Origin of the sequence: Limosilactobacillus albertensis (assembly GCF_014145555.1) — a bacterium.
Taxonomy (GTDB): domain Bacteria; phylum Bacillota; class Bacilli; order Lactobacillales; family Lactobacillaceae; genus Limosilactobacillus; species Limosilactobacillus albertensis.
Genome location: NZ_JACIVD010000055.1, coordinates 43,235 through 62,320 on the forward strand (window position 1 = coordinate 43,235; position 19,086 = coordinate 62,320).

At 38.0% G+C, this 19,086-nt stretch carries 19 protein-coding genes and 1 riboswitch; of the genes, 11 read left to right on the forward strand and 8 right to left on the reverse strand.

Annotated features, from left to right (window positions below; translation table 11 throughout):
• Positions 1-17 precede the first annotated feature (17 nt).
• Entirely contained in the window at positions 18-1,367 is a 1,350-nt protein-coding gene (locus H5S41_RS03520) for an APC family permease (protein ID WP_220483215.1), read from the reverse strand.
• A 175-nt stretch (positions 1,368-1,542) separates the two neighbouring features.
• Between H5S41_RS03520 and H5S41_RS03525 the strand changes: the two genes are divergently transcribed.
• Positions 1,543-2,199: an HAD family hydrolase gene (locus H5S41_RS03525; protein WP_182598058.1), complete on the forward strand. Its 657-nt coding sequence runs from the start codon at positions 1,543-1,545 to the stop codon at positions 2,197-2,199.
• A 112-nt stretch (positions 2,200-2,311) separates the two neighbouring features.
• Here the strand turns inward: H5S41_RS03525 and H5S41_RS11920 are convergent, their stop codons facing one another.
• On the reverse strand, positions 2,312-2,614 hold the full coding sequence (locus H5S41_RS11920) for a hypothetical protein (RefSeq protein WP_231833111.1): 303 nt from the start codon (positions 2,612-2,614) through the stop codon (positions 2,312-2,314).
• A 249-nt stretch (positions 2,615-2,863) separates the two neighbouring features.
• Entirely contained in the window at positions 2,864-3,862 is a 999-nt protein-coding gene (locus H5S41_RS03535) for an NAD(P)/FAD-dependent oxidoreductase (RefSeq protein ID WP_182602358.1), read from the reverse strand.
• A 173-nt stretch (positions 3,863-4,035) separates the two neighbouring features.
• Here H5S41_RS03535 and H5S41_RS03540 point away from each other — a divergent pair, with 173 nt between their 5' ends.
• The 3 genes from H5S41_RS03540 to H5S41_RS03550 all read left to right on the forward strand — a co-directional run bounded on the left by H5S41_RS03540 (position 4,036) and on the right by H5S41_RS03550 (position 6,884).
• Positions 4,036-4,998, forward strand: coding sequence for a nucleoside hydrolase (locus tag H5S41_RS03540; protein ID WP_153709122.1), 963 nt, complete (start codon positions 4,036-4,038; stop codon positions 4,996-4,998).
• A gap of 146 nt (positions 4,999-5,144) precedes the next feature.
• Positions 5,145-5,900 carry a glucose 1-dehydrogenase gene (locus H5S41_RS03545; RefSeq protein WP_182602359.1) on the forward strand — a complete coding sequence of 252 codons (756 nt, stop codon included), beginning with the start codon at positions 5,145-5,147 and terminating at the stop codon, positions 5,898-5,900.
• 129 nt (positions 5,901-6,029) lie between these two features.
• Positions 6,030-6,884 carry an Rpn family recombination-promoting nuclease/putative transposase gene (locus H5S41_RS03550; RefSeq protein WP_182602360.1) on the forward strand — a complete coding sequence of 285 codons (855 nt, stop codon included), beginning with the start codon at positions 6,030-6,032 and terminating at the stop codon, positions 6,882-6,884.
• A gap of 61 nt (positions 6,885-6,945) precedes the next feature.
• Here H5S41_RS03550 and H5S41_RS03555 read toward each other — a convergent pair whose 3' ends face one another.
• Both H5S41_RS03555 and yjeM read right to left on the reverse strand, forming a co-directional pair.
• Complete coding sequence (locus H5S41_RS03555; RefSeq protein ID WP_182602361.1) at positions 6,946-7,731, reverse strand: sulfite exporter TauE/SafE family protein; 786 nt, start codon at positions 7,729-7,731, stop codon at positions 6,946-6,948.
• Between the two features lie 71 nt (positions 7,732-7,802).
• Entirely contained in the window at positions 7,803-9,314 is a 1,512-nt protein-coding gene (gene yjeM / locus H5S41_RS03560) for a glutamate/gamma-aminobutyrate family transporter YjeM (protein WP_182602362.1), read from the reverse strand.
• Positions 9,315-9,445: 131 nt separating this feature from the next.
• Positions 9,446-9,535, forward strand: a riboswitch (TPP riboswitch).
• 71 nt (positions 9,536-9,606) lie between these two features.
• On the opposite strand from yjeM, the gene H5S41_RS03565 reads away from it, so the two are divergent.
• From H5S41_RS03565 to H5S41_RS03585, 5 genes are all read left to right on the forward strand, one after another.
• Positions 9,607-10,167, forward strand: a complete 561-nt coding sequence (locus H5S41_RS03565) for an ECF transporter S component (protein WP_182602363.1) — start codon at positions 9,607-9,609, stop codon at positions 10,165-10,167.
• Positions 10,168-10,171: 4 nt separating this feature from the next.
• Positions 10,172-11,554 carry an ATP-binding cassette domain-containing protein gene (locus H5S41_RS03570; RefSeq protein ID WP_182602364.1) on the forward strand — a complete coding sequence of 461 codons (1,383 nt, stop codon included), beginning with the start codon at positions 10,172-10,174 and terminating at the stop codon, positions 11,552-11,554.
• Positions 11,544-12,197 (forward strand): energy-coupling factor transporter transmembrane component T family protein, encoded by a 654-nt coding sequence (locus H5S41_RS03575; RefSeq protein ID WP_182602365.1) that lies wholly within the window; start codon positions 11,544-11,546, stop codon positions 12,195-12,197. The genes H5S41_RS03570 and H5S41_RS03575 overlap by 11 nt, the downstream gene beginning before the upstream one ends.
• Before the next feature lie 40 nt (positions 12,198-12,237).
• Positions 12,238-12,579, forward strand: a complete 342-nt coding sequence (locus H5S41_RS03580; protein WP_163704518.1) for a magnetosome magnetite crystal formation protein family — start codon at positions 12,238-12,240, stop codon at positions 12,577-12,579.
• A 143-nt stretch (positions 12,580-12,722) separates the two neighbouring features.
• Positions 12,723-14,681, forward strand: coding sequence for a cation:proton antiporter (locus H5S41_RS03585; protein ID WP_182602366.1), 1,959 nt, complete (start codon positions 12,723-12,725; stop codon positions 14,679-14,681).
• A gap of 49 nt (positions 14,682-14,730) precedes the next feature.
• Here the strand turns inward: H5S41_RS03585 and H5S41_RS03590 are convergent, their stop codons facing one another.
• Both H5S41_RS03590 and H5S41_RS03595 read right to left on the reverse strand, forming a co-directional pair.
• Positions 14,731-15,087, reverse strand: a complete 357-nt coding sequence (locus H5S41_RS03590; RefSeq protein WP_182602367.1) for a DUF1304 domain-containing protein — start codon at positions 15,085-15,087, stop codon at positions 14,731-14,733.
• A 13-nt stretch (positions 15,088-15,100) separates the two neighbouring features.
• Positions 15,101-16,081: an alpha/beta hydrolase gene (locus tag H5S41_RS03595; protein ID WP_182602368.1), complete on the reverse strand. Its 981-nt coding sequence runs from the start codon at positions 16,079-16,081 to the stop codon at positions 15,101-15,103.
• Positions 16,082-16,201: 120 nt separating this feature from the next.
• Between H5S41_RS03595 and H5S41_RS03600 the strand changes: the two genes are divergently transcribed.
• Together H5S41_RS03600 and H5S41_RS03605 are read left to right on the forward strand one after the other, a co-directional pair.
• Positions 16,202-16,615, forward strand: coding sequence for a helix-turn-helix domain-containing protein (locus tag H5S41_RS03600; protein WP_163704514.1), 414 nt, complete (start codon positions 16,202-16,204; stop codon positions 16,613-16,615).
• 10 nt (positions 16,616-16,625) lie between these two features.
• On the forward strand, positions 16,626-17,483 hold the full coding sequence (locus H5S41_RS03605) for an SAM-dependent methyltransferase (RefSeq protein WP_182602369.1): 858 nt from the start codon (positions 16,626-16,628) through the stop codon (positions 17,481-17,483).
• Positions 17,484-17,583: 100 nt separating this feature from the next.
• Here the strand turns inward: H5S41_RS03605 and H5S41_RS03610 are convergent, their stop codons facing one another.
• Complete coding sequence (locus H5S41_RS03610) at positions 17,584-18,996, reverse strand: PTS galactitol transporter subunit IIC (protein WP_182602370.1); 1,413 nt, start codon at positions 18,994-18,996, stop codon at positions 17,584-17,586.
• Positions 18,997-19,086 lie beyond the last annotated feature (90 nt).

Below are 19,086 nucleotides of genomic sequence, written 5' to 3' on the forward strand. Positions count from 1 at the left end.
TGTTGGGAGCCTTTTATTCACTTAGCCGATTTATTAGTAACCTGCCTTTCTTTTTCACCCTTAAGCCGTAAATCATCAAGCCACTTTAGGTGTTTCTCTTCATAACTACGATCACTTTTAATGAAGAAATATGCAGTCGCAGCAGCAATTGCAATGACTGCTCCAACCAGCAGCGTTTTGGCTGTAAAATTGGTAACCATGTAACATGAAACCAATAAGGCAAAGATGGGGATCAAATATTTCCCGGGTAATTTGAACCCATGCGTGGGATATTCATTACTATGTTCAAACTTGACCACAGCAAGAATAGAGGGCACATACTGAATAAACGAGGCTAAGACAGTACAGCTAACTAAGAAAAGATAGCTTTGAGTAGCAAATATAGCAGAAAGAATTGAAGTTAGTATAATTCCAACCCATGGTGCGTCATGCTTATTTTTCTTACCAATAAATTTTGGCAGCATTCCATGTTCGTTTGCCATAGAAGCAATTAACGACGGCGTATTAAATGAAGCTGAAAATGCAACGCCAAAAATACTTACAAGCATTCCTAAAATAATAAAGGCATATCCCCACTTACCAATTGCAGTTCCCAACGAATTAGCCAATGGTGTGGAATAACCGCCCAACTTAGTACCAGAAAGACCAACCGCAACTGTCATCATTAGGGCATCTAAAATCGTTACACTAACCATAACCGCAATTAATACCCGTGGAATATTTTTCTCAGGATTATTCATTTGCTTAGCAGCAATTGGTAAAAATGAAAAGCCGGTAAAAAGATAAAAGATCGGTGTAAATGCCTCACCAAAATGATGAATAAATGGCATCGGACCCTGTAAGGCCGCCTGCGGAATTAATGGTGAGAAATTAGCCTTATGAATAAAGAATGCTCCCACAACAATAAAAATAATTAAAGTAAGAATCTTTGCCGCTGCTGAAGCATTATTAACAAATTTAACAAGACTCCGCCCAAAGAAATTAATAATTGCAAAAAGAATAATTAACCCTAGCGCGGCAACACCGTAAACAATCGGCCGATTAAAGATGGGCAAAAAGCTTTTTAAGGTAGTTAACAAGGCAACAATTTCCGCCGAAAGAGTGCAGCAACCTAAAAACCACGTAAAAATTCCAAGCTCATAGCCCGTAAACCGTCCAAAAGCATGGTAAGAATAAAGCCATGCCGCTCCAGATCCTGTAAAACGACTAGCAAGGTCTGCGTAACATAGGGCAATCATTGAAACGGTCACTGCTGTACACAGTAAAACGGCAACCGCCGACAAGTTCATGTAACGATAAATAACGGATGGCAGTAAGAATGTTCCTGAGCCAATCACTCCATTAATCCCCAAAAAGTAAATTGACATAAAAGACAACTTTTTAGGTACTGATTTTTGATTACTAATATTAACCACCCCATTGGATTTATAATTTCCTTTATATTGTAGTCTTTTTTAAATAAAAAGGTAAATTATCTATTCCGCCATCAATCTTTTTCTTAAATTGTTATACAATTAAAGATGTACTTATTTTTAATAAAGGATGAATAAAATGGCACAAAAAATTAAAAATTTTATTTTTGATATCGATGGAACTTTAATCGATACTCTCGATATGTATATGCCGGCGATGATTGATACCTTAGCTAAACACGGTCATCCAGTTGCTCCTGAAAAGGTTGAACAGACTAAGCATGATTTATTTGGTATTACCGGACGAGACGCTCTTCGCCTTGCCGGCATTAGCGAGGCTGAAATTCCCGAAATTCAACAAGATTGGTTTGATCTTGCTTATCAACGCGCTGATCGGGCAAAGGTTATTGAAGGAATTCCTGAAATGCTCAATACCCTTGCTAATCGCGAAGACGCAAAAATTGCAATTGCAACTTCAAAACTTGCTGACGAATACCAAAAATATTTTGTAAACAAATATGACTTTGCAAAGTTATTTAAAACTGCTATTACCTCTGCTGATACCAAGAAACATAAACCAGCTCCAGATCCTATTTTAGCGGCCATGGATAAAATGGGTGCAGATCCAGCAACGACCGTTTATGTCGGCGATACCATTAACGATATGAAAGCCGCTCATGCAGCAGGTGCAAAGTTCGCCGGTGCACTTTATTCTTCCGCAAATCCAGATAGTATTAAAGATGCAGATTTCCCACTATTAAAGCCTGCTGATTTACTAGAAATTTAAACTAAATAAGGAGCCTCTGATGTGAAGACACGTTAGAGACTCCTTTTGTTATCATTTTCATTCTTCTTTAAATGATATCCAAGCTTTTAATTAATAGAAACCTAGATAATTTCTAATCAAGGTATTTCGATATCTCATCATCATTTAAATCGTACTGTAGCTTTAATTCTTTAGCAATAGTTACTGAATTAACATTTAAGTGCCGAAGAGAATTAACTAAATTTTTAATACCTTCTTCTTTGCCTTTAGCTTCCCCAAATTTTATGCCTTCTTCACGTGCCTTATGTTTTGCATCCATCATCAACATTTCGTACTTCATAAAGCCCTGTCTCCTTTCTGGATCACGTTTGACCTTATCAATTTCGCTTTGAATCTGTGCAATAAACCTATCTTTATTGTCTACTTGATTACGCATTAAGGCAAGAAAATCTTTGATGGATTGATCATCGTCCCTAAACTTCTTAGCTAAGGCATTAATAAAGACCTCAGCATTCAGTTTTCCCGCGTGCCGAGGTCCTTTACTTTATCCTGTTTTATTAAGGTCTTGTCCCAATTAGTAACAAAAAGGCACTAAAGCCAACAATTAATAACCATACATAGAACTTTTCTACTTTTCGTTGCATCATCTTCATTAACGGTGTTACAACGTGGACACCTTTTCATTTTACTTACTTATCCCCATTGACGAACTATGCATTGCCATTCGTTTATCCGGGTAAAGTTTCTTAGCAAGTGCCGTCACTGCTGTCGGTGCTTCCCCAAAGCCTGCTGCAATCAAGGCAACTTTACCTGGATAGGTAACACCATCCCCGATTGCATATACTCCTGACACACTAGTTTCCATCATTGAATCAACCTTAATTAGGTTTCGCTCAGCCTCAAGATCCAGTGACCATTGATTCAAAGCAGCATTATTTGAGGTAAAACCATAGTTAACAACCAGCTTGTCGACATTTAATTGGGCATCGTCATCACTACGCATCTTCTTAAGATCCAATGTTACGGTTTGATCATCTTCAACTTTTAACGACCGTGGTAAAAATGGCGTATCAAGTTGAACAGATGATTGTTTTAGCTGTGTTACCGTATGTTCTAAGCCACGGAATTGATCACGCCGATGGACAAGGTGAACTTCTTTGGCAACAGGTTCCAGCATTAGGGCAATATCGATTGCTGAGTCACCACCCCCGAGAATGGCTACCCGCTTATCAGCATAGTCTGCCTTATGATTAACAAAGTATGATAATTGTTCTCCTTCAATCTCTGCTGCTCCCTCTAAGGCAAGCTTCCGCGGGGTAAATGCACCATTACCAAGAGCAATAATTACCGCATGAGAGCGAGAAGTCCTGTTAGCCGACTTAATCGTAAAAGTGCCGTCCTTTTCCTTGATTACATCTTCAACAGTCTCACCAAGGTATTGATCAATGGGCGCAATTGCCATTTGTTCTTCTAGCTTGGCAATCAGTTCTCTACCCGTTACTCCTGGCATTCCTGCAACGTCCCAAACCTGCTTTTCAGGATAAAGCGCCCCCACTTGTCCTCCTAATTGTGGCAAGCTTTCAATCAATTGAGCATCCAATTCATGAAGTCCGCAATAAAATGAAGCAAACATCCCTGCTGGACCCCCGCCAATAATCGTCACGTCATAGATTTTCTCTGCCATTTTTCTTCGATTCCTTTCGCCTTTTATTTGTGATAACTATTATAGCATTTTCAAAATTGCAAAGTTTTTTCAAAAATTCGTAAGCGGTACCAAATTTTATTTGTAATTATTTGTAAATTAAATTAACATATTAAGTAAAGGTAGTAAATTTTACTTAAATTGGAGGAACTACAATGGCAAAACGTAAAATGATTCTTGATTTAGATACTGGTGTTGATGACGCTTTAGCTATTGCTTATGCGCTTGCTGATCCAGAGGTTGATTTAATCGGAATCGTTAGCTCATATGGTAACAACTTATTAGATGTTTGTGCGGAAAATAGTCTTAAGTTACTCGAATTATTAGGGCACACTGATATTCCTGTATTTAAAGGCCTTCCACATTCATGCACTACAGACCACTTCGATGTAATGCAAGTTTCAAAAGACATCCATGGTGACAATGGTATCGGTGATGTTGAGCTCCCTGCACCAAGTCGGTCAATTGAAGAACAATCTGGTGTTGACTTCTACATTGAAGCCGCTCACAAGTATGGTAAGGACTTAATCATCATCCCTACTGGTCCAATGACAAACTTAGCTGCTGCCCTTAAGAAAGATCCAGAAATCGCTGATCTTATTGGTAATGTAACATTCATGGGTGGCGCATTGACTGTTGAAGGTAACGTTACCCCTGTTGCAGAAGCAAACATCAACCAAGATCCAAAGGCAGCTGATGAAGTAATGAAGTCAAACCTACCTCTTACTATGGTTGGTCTCGACGTTACTTTACGGACACTGCTTACTAAGGAAGATACTAAGCAATGGCGTGAATTGGGTACTAAGGCTGGTAAGGCTTACGCTGACATTACTGACTTCTATATCGACGCTTACTACAACCTTGACATTGATAAGCGTGGCTGTGCTCTTCACGACCCATTAGCTGTTGGTGTTGGTATTGACCCATCATTTGTTTCAACTATTAGTTTATTCATGAAGGTTGTTTATGAAGAAGGACCTTACTATGGTCGGACAATCGGTGATAATGCTAAGTTAAACGACGAAAATCCTAATGTTAAGGTTGCCGTTAATGTTGACAAGGAACGCTACCTCAAAGCATTCATGGACCGCTTAACTAATCTTTTCAAAGAACACTAATTTAGTGATTGAACGAGTGAGACTGGGAAATTTTTCCCGCCTCGCTCTTTTTGTTTTATGAGGCGTTATCTTAACCTTCTCTAATAATAATTGTTATAATTAAATTTGTAATAGCTGCTTGGATTTTATTAAGGAAGTGTCTGATATTGGCTCGCTTAGATAATAAAGTTGCAATTGTAACCGGTGCATCAAAAGGAATTGGTGCTGCCGTCGCAAAGAAGTTTGTTGAAGAGGGCGCCAAAGTCGTCTTAACCGCACGAAAAATGGATGAAGGACAAAAAGTTGCTGACCAATTAGGCGACAATGCTATATTTATCCAACAAGATGTTGCCCGTAAAGGTGATTGGGATCGTGTTATTCGTCAAACTATCCAAGTTTTTGGAAAACTTAACATTGTTGTTAATAATGCTGGAATTGCCGACTATGCTGACATTGAAAAAACAGATGCTGAAATCTGGGATAAAACAATCTCTGTTAACCTTACAGGAACCATGTGGGGAACTAAACTCGGCATTGAAGCGATGAAAAATAATGGTGAAAAGAATTCAATCATCAACATGTCCTCAATCGAAGGGCTAATTGGTGATCCAAATCTCTTTGCCTACAATGCTTCAAAGGGAGGCGTCCGGTTGCTCACTAAGTCTGCTGCCCTTGACTGTGCTCAGAAGGGATATGACATCAGAGTTAACACAATTCATCCGGGCTACGTTTCTACACCATTAGTAGACAACCTCGTAAAAGATGATCCAAAGGCTAATGATCATCTCGTTAGCCTTCACCCGATGGGACGCTTAGGCAAACCTGAAGAAATTGCTAATCTCGCATTATACTTAGCTTCCGATGAGTCTAGTTTCAGTACTGGGTCTGAATTTGTTGCTGACGGTGGATATACTGCTCAATAAGTTAATTCAATGTTCCCCAGAGTTCATAATGGATTCTGGGGTTTTATTTTTTAAAAGTGCAAATGCTAATTCTTTTCGTATATATATTTTAGAGGGTATCTCAAGAATAAATTATGGGAGATTTAACATATGTGCACAAACTTAGAGAAGAACATCGCAACGGCATTAGCAATTTGGGAAAAGATGACGATTACCAGTGATCCAATGTTTGGGATGGTAATGGAGAATAAGGAGATTTGCTTAGAACTGATTAATCGAGCATTACCACACTTAAAGGCGCAGAAAGTCGTTCAGCTGGTAACTCAAAAGGATATTAACGTTGTTGCCGCCCGCCGTGTCCGATATGATATTTATGTTCAAGACGAGCAAGGAAATATTATTGTCATTGAAATGCAGGTAGCTGATAAACAAAATTTACCCGATCGTTTGCGATATTATCAAGAACAGGTTGATCATAGCTTATTATTACCTGGGAAAAACTATCAGGATCTAAGAAAACACCCGACCTATATTATTATGTTTTGCGATTTCGACTATTATGGGCGAGGCTGGGCACGGTATACTTTTGAAAACACTTGTCTCCGTGACCACAATCTAAAACTCAATGATCAACGAACAGTAGTGGTTTTTAACGCCTTAGCAAAAGAGTTTAAAAAAGACGAAGAACCAATTAAAAACTTCCTTGCTTTAATGCGCAATCAAGTAGACAATAAAAGTAAGTTTATTACAAGAATTCAAGACGAAATTGCCAGAGTAAAGCAAGATCCAGAGAGGAGACGGGGCTTCATGAAATTTGAGCTGGAACTAATGGATGCACGTAATGCTGGACTTAAAGAAGGAATGGAAAAGGGTGAAGCGAAAGGAATCTATGCCCTTATCCATACCCTTCGCGACCTCGATGTTGATGAAACCATTATTAAGCAAAAAGTGATGAGCAATTTTAACCTGTCTGATACAGAAGCGATTAAATATTTAAAAAATTAAACAAGAAAAAATGTGTCATCAGCATTCAAATCATCTCGAACGCTAGTGACACATTTACTTTCTACATCAAATTTCTTATTACAAGCGATACCGCTAAAATCAGCGAACCAATTCCTACTAATACTTGCATTAATCGGCCTGGTAAATGGCGAACAATAATTGGTCCTAGATACCCGCCAATTACATTTCCAATCATCAATGGAATAACATAATTCCAATAAATCGTAGTTTCGATTGCAAAAACAATCCAAGAAGTTGTATTCGTAACCGTCATTGCAACGTTTTTTAAGGCATTATTAACAGCAAAACTTTTTTGCCGATTAATGACGGTAAGCAATGTTAGCATTAATACTCCAGCACCCGCATTGAAAAAGCCAGAGTAAATTCCAACAATAAAAATGCCGATAATCGAAAAGAATTGACTAATTCGCGATTTACCAAATAATTTACTATTACCAACCATTGTCCCCGTACTTTGCTTAGGCCGATGAGGAAATAGCAGAATAATCCCTGCAAGCGCAATACATAATGGAACCAAATTAGCAAACCATTTACTTGGCACTGCAAATAGCATAAAAGCACCGATAACCGACCCTGCAAATACTAACGGCAAGATAATCCAGAGCTGTCGACGATTATGCTGCAGTTCCTTAAACGATGCAAAAACGGAGCTATAGTTACCCGTAATCGTTGAAAAGGCACTCGTAACATTAGCCATCACAGGCGGTAACCCTAATGCAAGCAACGAAGGATATGATACTAGTGATGCTAATCCCGCGGCAGCACTAATAATTCCTGAGAGAATTCCAACCCCTAGTAATAATAAGATAAAAGCTATTCCATTCATTAATTAAGACCATTCCTTTAAATACTAGTGTTTATTGTAATAATAAATCAGTGTTAAGGAAAGGCTATTATTTATATTTCCGTTTGTCCATTCTTAATTAGTACACGTTTCTCCGCAAAAGTATAGAAAGACCATGCTAATAATCCAAAGAAAACCGGACCAAACGCAGTCCAGAAAGCGGTTGAATAATCGTGTTCCAAAATAGGCTCAACACATGTAAAAATAATTCCAATTGCAACCACAAGCCAAACAATGATACTAACTATCCATGTTACCTTCATATTTTTATAAAAGACAAACGGACGATCCAGCCCCTGCTTTTGCTTAAAGAATGGAAATGCACCAATTAAAAACAAATAAGGCGCCGACGATGAAACATTCATCATATCTGTCAAAACAGTATAAAACTTGGCTGCATTATCGCCACCAAATGAAATAAATAGGATAATTACACTAACTAAGATTGCCTGCATCCACATCGCAAAAGCCGGCATATTAACATTATTTAACTTTGTCAGCCGCTTAGGCAATAACCGTGGATCACACCCTTCAATGAATGATTTAATTGGAGAATACGTCATTACAAACGCTGCTCCCAATCCGCCAAATACATCAGTCAATGCAGTGAATTGAGCAAATAGCCGGCCAATTGTCAATGCGGTTGAATGACTAACACCTAGCTTAGTTCCCATTACATATCCCATATTATTAATTAAAACATATTCAACATTGGCCAAATTAACATTACTTTTGCCTAATAGCTGATGCCAGTTAGCAGTTACTCCACATAAAAAGATCGTTAATATATACAAAACCGTCATAATAATAGTTGCTAAAATGATTGCCCGTGGAAAAGTCCTTTCTGGTTTGTGAACCGCGTCAATCACTCCTGCCATTGTTTCCATGCCACCATACGCAAATAATGCATAAACGATAAATGAAACCACAGCAATCGGCGACAGGAACTGCGGATTAGGTGATTTTACCATTGCCGTTGGCGTAACTGCCTCTGCAAGAGTTCCATGATTAAGTACCCATACTAATAAACTAATCAAAATAAACAATACTGAGATACCAAGAGTAAAGATCCCACAAATTGATGCTATTTTAGCAATTTTATCTATTCCGCGCGATGCAATTAACGTCACAGCAAATAAGAAAATAATTTCAAGAATTCCTAACGTCTCATTAGCTCCTAAACCAAATAGGTGCCAACTCTGTGTTTCATCTGTCCCAGAAATCATTGTTGATACTGAAACAAGAAAAAATTGAGTCGATGAAACCAGCCATACAACCCAAGCAGCTAACCAAATAAAACTGCCGATAAAAGCGGGCTTTTCACCAATCGATCCTCGTAACCATGAAAAGATCCCACCACGAGCTGCTTTAAAAGTTGCCCCATATTCAGCAAACATAATTGAAGACGGGACAAAAAACAGCAATGCCGCAATTACATACCAAATAATACTTGCATATCCCATTTGAAAATACGCATTTAAGGAATTACTAAATCCATAGATTGACGAAAAAATCATAAGGACTAAACTAGTTAATCCGATTCTCTTTATTGTATCTTTATTCATATAACCACTTCTTTTTTAATAAATATTCATAAAATATAAATAGTATACAACTACTTTCACTATTTGTTAAATATAATGGTCTCTATAAAAAATTAATTTGCATTCATATTAGTTTTTAGCTATGATAATGGAGAATAAATCTGGGGTGCCAAACGGCTGAGATAATACCCATTGAACCTGCTCTGGTTAATACCAGCGAAGGGAGATTCAGTGATATTAACTTAATTATTAACTCCATGATTTTTTGTCATGGAGTTTTTTTGCCCTTATTAATAATTAAGGAGTTTTAATTATGACTAAACGTTCATTACATTTGCGCGATATTATTTTACTTGCACTGATTGGAATAATCTTTGGTGTTATTTACTTTGCAGCTGGCTTTGTTTATAACGGATTAACGATTCTCTTAACACCAATCGGTTATGGTCCAATGGCTAATGATCTTACAATGGGAATTTGGTGTATGGCTGGTCCGCTTGCCGGATTCTTGCTTAAAACACCAGGAGCTGCTTTCCTTGGTGAATTCCTAGGAGCAGCTATTGAAATGTTTCTCGGTGATCAATGGGGCGCTGCCAATCTAATTTCAGGAGCCGTTCAAGGACTAGGTGCTGAGTTAGGATTCACTTTTACTCTCTATCAAATGTACAATTGGCTAACGCTTTTGATTTCATCTCTCACTCTTACCTTCATTACTTTCGGCTGGGATTGGTTTAGAAATGGATACAATCATTTCAGTGGGCAAATGTTAATAATCATGCTGATTGCCCGTTTTGTTTCAATGTTTGTTTTCTCTGGTATTCTTGTTAAACTAATTGCTAACCTTTTGCAGCGTGCACACCTAATTAAACAATAAAGCTATGACAAATATTAACTTTAAAAATCTTTCATTTAACTTTGACGACCAATCAATACTAAAAAATATTAATACTGAATTTAAAGAGGGAAAGATTCACCTGCTTACCGGAGTTTCGGGAAGCGGCAAATCTACAATTCTTAAGTTAATAGCCGGGCTTCTTCCTAAGTATGGCGGGAAAATAGTTACAGGTACTGTCGATATTCCAACGGGTGCACAGGTCGGAATGGTCTTCCAAGACCCGCTGATGCAGTTCGCCCTTAATACCCCGCGTCACGAATTAGAATTTACTCTAGAAAATTGTCAGGTACCAACTCAGCAAATTCCAGCAAGAATTAACCGCGCTTTAAACTTTGGCAATGTCCAATCATTAGCTAATCGCTTAATATCTACTCTTTCTGGTGGTCAGCAGCAACGAGTTGCTTTAGCTGTCACAATGGCAATGCAACCCGATATTCTATTATTAGATGAACCATTTGCCAACGTTGATGAAGCAAATCGGCAATTTATCCTTAAACAATTAAGACATATCAATAATGATTACCATACAACAATCATTATGACTGATCACGATTTACATGGCTACCAACAACTTCAGCCGATTGTTTGGCGTTTAACTAATGGCTGCCTTTCCCAACTTTCCGTAAAAGATAGTGCCCATCTTTTGCAAAAAGACATTAATCAAAAACTAACTACTAGTCTGCCGACATCAGAGCTACCGGCAATTATTAACTTTGACCACCTATCAATAAAGCGTGGTCATCAAAATCTGCTTTTACCGACTAATCTAGCATTTATTAAGAATAAAACGACTCTAGTAACGGGGCCAAATGGGATCGGTAAGTCAACCCTTTTTAAGGCCATTGCCCGGCTTTTAAAATATAAGGGAACTATTACATATGAGAGAACAAATATTCAAAAATTATCACCTGGGAAATATTACCGTCATCTTGGTTTAGTATTTCAACATGCTAATGATCAATTCTTAAACGTAACAGTTGGCGAAGAACTGGCTTTAGCTCTTAAAACCAGTCAAAATCCTTATTTTAATCATCAGCAAGTACAAAGCGCGTTGAAACTGCTTGGGTTAACCGGTCGAGAGGAGCAAATTGTTTATTCATTAAGCGGGGGGCAAAAGAAAAAGCTTCAAATCCTGCTTATGTTAATGCGGGGACAGGATATTCTATTATTAGATGAGCCATTTACCGGCTTAGACCCAGTCTCCCTAAAAAACGTTCTCCAGCTAATCAAGGATGCCCAGACAAAAAAGCCACAAACCCTGCTTATCATCAGCCATCAATTAAATGGTCTCGATGGTTTTATTGATTTCCATCTTAAAATGAATCAGCAACAGCTTAAATATGTTGGAGGCAGTCATGAATCCTAGTTTAAAATTATTTCTTGTTATTTTTCTTTCGCTCGAATTAACTTTTATAACTAAACTGTGGGTCAATTTAATTGTCATCATAATATGTTTAATAATCCTCATGCACTACCGATTTCACTGGCGGCAGTTTTGCTGGTTAGTTTTTGTTCCACTTTTTCCAGCTCTTGCTATTTTTATTACTATTGTCCTCTTTAGTCCCAGTCACAGTCTATTTGATGGTACTGTTCTATTTAGCCGTTTATATGTCTACGTTTGTCTTGGCACCGTCTTTACTTTCACGACAAATACTTTAACCCTTGCTCGTTCATTAGAACAAAATTGCCATCTCCCCAGCAAATATGCTTATGGTGTACTAGCTGCACTCAACCTCATTCCGAAAATGAAGCAAGCTGTTACAACTATTTATACTGCTGGCCATATGCGGGGTGTTAATTTACATTGGTGGTCGCCTACCCTTTACTTTAAGGCGATTCTAGTTGCTATCCAGTGGTCTGATCAATTAGCTCAGGCAATGGAGTCACACGGCTTTGTGGAAGGACAGGCACGAACAGTAACTGTTAAAATTCCTATTACTACTCGCGATTGGGTTTGTTTTGCTAGTATTCTTATCCTTATTCAGATAATTGTAATTGCACTTCCTTAAGTTTTCATGCGATAATATGCTAAAAGAAAGGACTGATATAGTGAAGGATAATAACTTAACTGATCGGATTGTCAATGCCCTATCATATTTAAGCATCATTTTCTTACCAGTTATATTTCCCTTAATTGTTTGGATTATCGCTAAGAATAGTGATCGACCTACGATTGTCAAGAATGCGCGATATGCTTTTTGGAGTCAGATATTCCCATTATTATATGTAATTGCAGCTATTCTAGTCTTTAGTGTCTTTTCCCTGAATCCAGCTGATTTTCATGGAGGCGCATTATTTGGTATCCTGCTAACATTTGCTCTTTTATTAGCCCTTTTATTGTTCATTTACAATATTGCAATGGCCGTTAAGATGCTCATTGGACGTGAGTAATTTTAAGATTATCGGTAAAAGAGTTAAGGCTGGGAGAAAACAAAAAAAGTTTCCTTCCAGCCTCTCTATTTTTTACGAGCATTTAGTAGATTAGTTTAAACTAGCCCTTATCTACCCTAAATTATAAGTGAGGTGATTATCTGATGGAAATGATTTTAGGAATTATTCTTCTATTAACCGCAGTTGTTGCAGCTAATGTTGTACACCTCGTCTACCCTAAGATTCCTTTATCCATCTATCAAATTATTGCGGGAATTCTTTTAGCATCCCTGCCTACTGAAGCAACAAATTTCACAATGCATCCAGAGTTATTCATGATGGTAGTAATCGCTCCGTTAATGTTTAATGATGGTCAAAACCAATCCTTCCGTTATCTTTCGAGCAATATTAAGTCGATTTTGTCAATGACAGTAGGATTAGCATTAGTAACCGTCTTAATTACCGGCGGCTTTTTACACGCAATACTGCCAGAATCTTTTCCTTTAGCACTTGCTTTTATGTTAGCCGCGATCGTTACTCCTACTGATGCCGTTGCAGTAAAGTCGATCACTACTAATATGAAGGTACCAGAAAATGTTAACGGTGCGCTTGAGTATGAATCGCTCTTTAACGACGCATCAGGAATCGTTCTTTTAGATTTAGCACTTGAAACATATAAGTCTGGGCAGTTTTCGCTTAGCCATGGGATCTGGATTTTTGTTTATGTTTTCTTTGGCGGAATCATTTTTGGAGCAGTGCTAGGCAGTCTATTAATTAGTCTCCGAACTAGTTTAATGCGGAAACACGTTGACATTGGCTCAATTGTTATCCCAATTAATGTAATGACCCCAATTGTTATTTATTGGTTAGCCGAAGAACTCCACCTTTCCGGAATTCTTGCGGTAGTTGCTGCCGGGGTTGTTCATAGTATTCTTTATGATCGAATGCGTTTAACTTCAACTAAAATGCAAATGGCAACCACTACCATCTGGACGATTATTAGTGATGCATTGAATGGTTTAGTATTCGTCCTTTTGGGAGTCATGCTTCCCCAGGTCCTTGGTCGAACTTCTTTGAAAAACCTAGGAGAAATTGTTATCTTAGCCTTTGCTATTTACATTATCGCCACCCTCTTAAGATTCCTCTGGGTCCGTTTCAAACTAGTAAACATCCATGCAACCAACATTAACCGCGATAGTCTCTTAATGGCCCTAGGTGGTATTCACGGAACTATTACCCTCGCGTTAGCTTTCTCGTTACCAGTATTAATTAATAATCATCAATTTACTTTTCGTAATTCAATGATCTTGATTGCGGCAATTGTTATTTTAATTAGTATTGCTGTAGGTGCAATTGGCTATCCCATTATTTTACCGCCTAAGTCAAAGAGCTATTCAAAGAGCGAATTCCAAAAAGAACTTATTAAGACCGTCCAATATGCAATTAACGAATTACGTTCTTCTGAAAAATATTCCCCAGAAAAAGCAATCGTTATTGACCAGCTAAGCAGTCAGATGACCCAGTACCATGAATTCAATCACAATGTTTACAATCAGCTAATGGGAAAAACGCATCAGATTGAATTAGCTACTTTAGACCGCCTCAATAAGGAAGGACGCATTTCCGATAAAGAAGCTAAAATCCTAGTTATCTTTGTTACACGGTCTATTTTCCGAATGCATAAACATAGCTTCCTTGAATTATGGGTAATTTTATGGCATCGATTAAAATGGCGTTTTATCCGTCATCGACATCTTAAAAAGGAGCCGCAAAATAACATCGGGCCAAAGCAATTAACTGAGGAACAACGCGCTGAAACAGCTGACATTTTAGAGATAATTAACCGTGAAATTGATAAATACCTTCACTCTATCGAAACCCCGCAAAATGCTAATGAAGTTGCGATGGTGCGCCGGACATATTTCCAGCGTAAACGATTCTTCATGCGCGATATTTCGATGGATAGTGATCTTATTACTTCGCTATCTATTGAGGCATTTCAACTTGAGCATAGCTATGTTCAGATGCGACTAGCAGATGATCAATTCTCACAAGAATTAGCGAACGCTTTAAACGAACAAATTTCAACTGACGAGTTAGTTTATACTCAATCACTAGATTAAAAAAGGAAATTACTCCACAACCCTTGCAGAGCAATTTCCTTTTTATGGTTTAAATAAATGTGAGTAAAAATGCGAGTAACGCTGGTAAAAATTGAATGAGAATAATCTTTTTAGTAGCGGTAAACGCACCGAATAACGCAACAACCATCACAAACACCAACAGCATTTGCCATACCAACACTAGAGTTGCGCCACTAAATAACCAATAACTAGCAATAATAGCCGCTCCTAAAGCCCCATTATAAATTCCTTGATTAGCAAATGAGACCCGTGCTTCGTGCTGTTGCGTAAACTTAAGTGGTAAATCAAAAGCCTTTGCCTGTTGGGCTGGATTCCCCCAAATTTCTAAGGCCATAATTCCTAAATGTTCAATTGCAACAAACATTGTAACAATAATCGCAAGCATTTTTCTCCTCCAATTATTTAATATACTGGTTTAAAAATTTTATCAGATGGCGACGATATTCGCTAGGATGTGTAGCATACGACTTTGCGTGCCCCGCTCCTGGAACAACCCACAGTTCTTTACTTCCTCGAGTTGCCTGATAGTTACGATAAACCATTTCGGTAGGAACAAAATTATCCTTTGCACCATGGATAAATAACATTGGACGATGATTATTGTGCAACATATTAAGCGAGCTGGCATCCCGAATAAGGAAACCGTTCTTTACCCGATTAATTAAACTCATCGTCCCTATTAACGGTACCCGTAAAAACTTAGGAATTCCATAAAGGTTACCGGCTTCATAATTCAACTCATCACTAAGGCTAGTATATCCGCAATCTTCCACAAATGCTTTTACTTGGGGCGGAAGGCTAAGTCCACTGGTCATCATTGTCGTTGCACCACCCATACTGACACCAAATAAGACTACCTGACTATCATCCCCGTTATGACGAATAAGTTTATTAATCCATTTTCGGATATCATAACGTTCTGGCCAACCGTAACCAATATACTTCCCTTGGCTTTGACCATGAGCTCGTGCATCTGGCATTAAAACATTATACCCCATTTGATGAAAAAGTGCGGCATACTCACCCATCTTCTCTTTATCCCCCATAAAACCATGGGCAATCACTACATTTTTAGTTGTTGGTTTAGAAGCCGGGATATAGTCGGCTACTAGCTTATAATTACCACTTGCTGACTTCATCGTCCATTTCTGCTTATCAGCGTGCTTAAACCACATTTTTTGCTCATACAATGGATCATTACGTGATATTTTAGTTGAATTATTTATAAAATCTTTATGTCCTGGAACCATCGCAACAGAGAAAAAGTAACAACTAGCAGTAAAAATTATAACCGCTATTACTGCTACAATGCTAATAACCCAGCGCCACGGATGCCATTTTTTCTTTTTAATTTCTGTTTTCAAAATAATTAACCCCATGTTGTATTTTTGGTCAACGCTGATAGTTTAGCACACTTTCCGTTACTTTGCATATTCTTTTTATCCAAAATCCCTGTGCTAATGTTAAAATAGATAATGATACACTAAGGGAGTGAAATAATGTTTCCAGAACGCCTACGAGCACTACGGAAGGGTCAAAAGATTACCCTCAAAGAACTTGCTACCCATCTCAATGAAAATCTTGGTCCAAACGAAAAGCCTAATACTGCTTCACAGATTGGTAACTGGGAACGCGGTATTCGGACACCATCATATGTTGAAGCAAGAAAATTAGCCGAATTTTTCGATGTTAGTCTTGACTATCTTACTGGAAAAACTGATCGTGATGATTTTGATTTGGCAAAACTATTCTTTTCAAGCAAAAATCTTTCATTCAATCAGACAATTCTTTCAAGTGATGACCGCTATGAGATTTTTCAATTAATTGACGGCTACCTAAAAGGACGGCACAATCGTCGCGATACAGATACCTTCTATGGTAAACAGGAGCAATTAGACTTAAAACTTAAATAAGGAGTAGCTAATGAATCCTAAAAAATTAAAACAATTAAAGAAAAGAGTAAAAAAGGCCCACCAAGTTGTTAACGAATCAGCATACATCGAAGAACTAACAACTTACCGTGACCTTTTTGACAGCTTTCCGCCCATTAAATACCTAATTAACAATGTATTAGAAAGTGACCGCTTATTAAAAAACGGGCTTCTTCCTCAGCCATTACCACAATTGCTATTACCGGATAATATTCAAGATACGATCTTCCAACAAGTTAATGGTCAGTTTCCACAAGGAGATCCACGTGGGGATAAACTCTGGAATAAGTACAGTGAAGCATTACCAAAATTAGATAAAGCATTACGCAATTACCGTGATTACCTTGAAGAAACATACGGAATGTGGTCATATGTTAATGCCCCATTTGCAAAAGCACTTTCTGACTATTTAGCAGGTGCGCCCACACTCGAAATTATGGCCGGCAATGGTTATATTTCGAAAGGATTACGTAATAATGATGCAAATCAAAAGATATATACCACAGATAATCAAGCATGGATTAAAGAAAACGAGACTGGCAAACACCCCGTTACCACAATTGAAAAATTAGATGCGTTAGCTGCAATCAAAAAGTACGGTAATGATATTGAGTATGTCATTATGTCATGGGCCCCTGATAAAGGCGAGACTGACTGGGATGTTTTACAATTGCTCCGCTCAGAGTACCCCGAAGTTAAATTGCTCGTTATTGGTGAAGAAAATGGCGCAACTAATTCCAAGAAATTCTGGCAAGAAGCACACCTTAGCCAAGATGATGCACTTAGTAAGGTCAATGCTAATTTACATTCATTTGATTTGATTGATGAACAGATTTACCTAGCTAAATAAGTTTTTCCATAATAAAAAAGGATTCTTAAAAAGAATCCTTTTTTATTATGCTGGCTTTATAACGTTTTTATTAGTACCCATACGTAAAGTCCCATTACAACTAAGCGTTCTTTGCAGCCATCTTATTAAGGTACCGCCAAATTTGCGGACGATACTTGCGTAACCCAAATAATAGAACAAGATAAATAATAATCGCTAATGTAATCCACAGCGGGTTTTCTGAAATGAAGGCAGCAAATACCAAAACGTTTAGCGGTCGTGCAACTAAGTTAAAACTTGTTACCATCACGACTCCTGTTGGAATAGCAACACCATAATGGGCAACTGCTCCAGTATAAATCGGCCCTAGCCAACTAGCAGCATATAGTCCAAGACTAAACCACACAACCCCTGTAGCGACAACTTTAAGAATATTTCCCCGTGTGATAGCGACAATGGACTCAACCATGTAAGGGATCGCAATCAAATCAACGACAGGTAATGTTTTGTTTCCTGGGAGAATAAATGCCATTAAAACCATAATTGGAATAAGAATAATCCCAGAAATTAAAGTTGCAGATTCACCGTAGCCAACCCCGTCGTCAACTGCCAAGAACCATCGTTTTTTATCATAACGGTTATTCTGCTTACCATGCGTCTTCTTCTTTTGCTGTTCATCAATTGCCGCAGATAAAGGAGTAAATGCCTGTGCAAAGACTTTAGTAATTAGTGGGAAAATTGTCATAACGGCCGCTAGTTGCACTGCAACGCTTGTAATTTGTCCCCAAGCTTTCATTGTTGTAAGTGACGACAAATTGCCGAGGATTCCCAAAATTAGGCCTAAGATTATCCCCATTGTAATTGGCTCGCCAAAAACACCGAGTTTCTTCTTAAAATCCTTTGGTGTCATCTTGATTTTATTAAATCCAAGTAAATTCCAGAGCGGGTCAAGCAAGATGGCAGGCACAACCTGTTCAATATTATGAAGGGCATCGACAGTCGTATTCTCAATTCCATAGTAATCAGACCAGCGATCAGCTTGAATTTCAGCTAATACTAAAGAATATAGCAGCATGAAAAATTCAAGTCCTAATGATAGCCAATAATTATGAGTAGCGTAAAAAGCTAATGTTCCCCAAATCATATAACCAAAATTATTCCAAATATTAGAAGGAAGAAATACTTTTGTCACTCCAACTGCAAATAAAATTAATTCTACTAGTAAGCCAAAAACAAAAAACGATAAACCGACTGGCGATCCAAAAGCTGCTAATGAACCAGCTTCCCAACCAATATCAACAACTGGCAACTTAATCCCAGTATTATTTACCATTTGTCGAACAACTTTAGTAATAACTGGCGTAAACTCGGTGATCACCCAGGTAAATCCAGTTAGCCCAACTCCGGCATAAAAAGCACTCATCATTGCCGTTTTCGGTTTTACTCGTAGTAATAATGCGATAATAAATATTATTAGCGGAACTACTACACTCGCACCAAATGTTTGAAAAATAGTATGAACTTCCTGAAGCATCCTTTACACCCCTTAATAAAATAACCTGCTACCTACATTCTCGCTAAAGCTGCCATTTTTAGCAAGTTAAAAGGTTTATGCTCTAGAAAT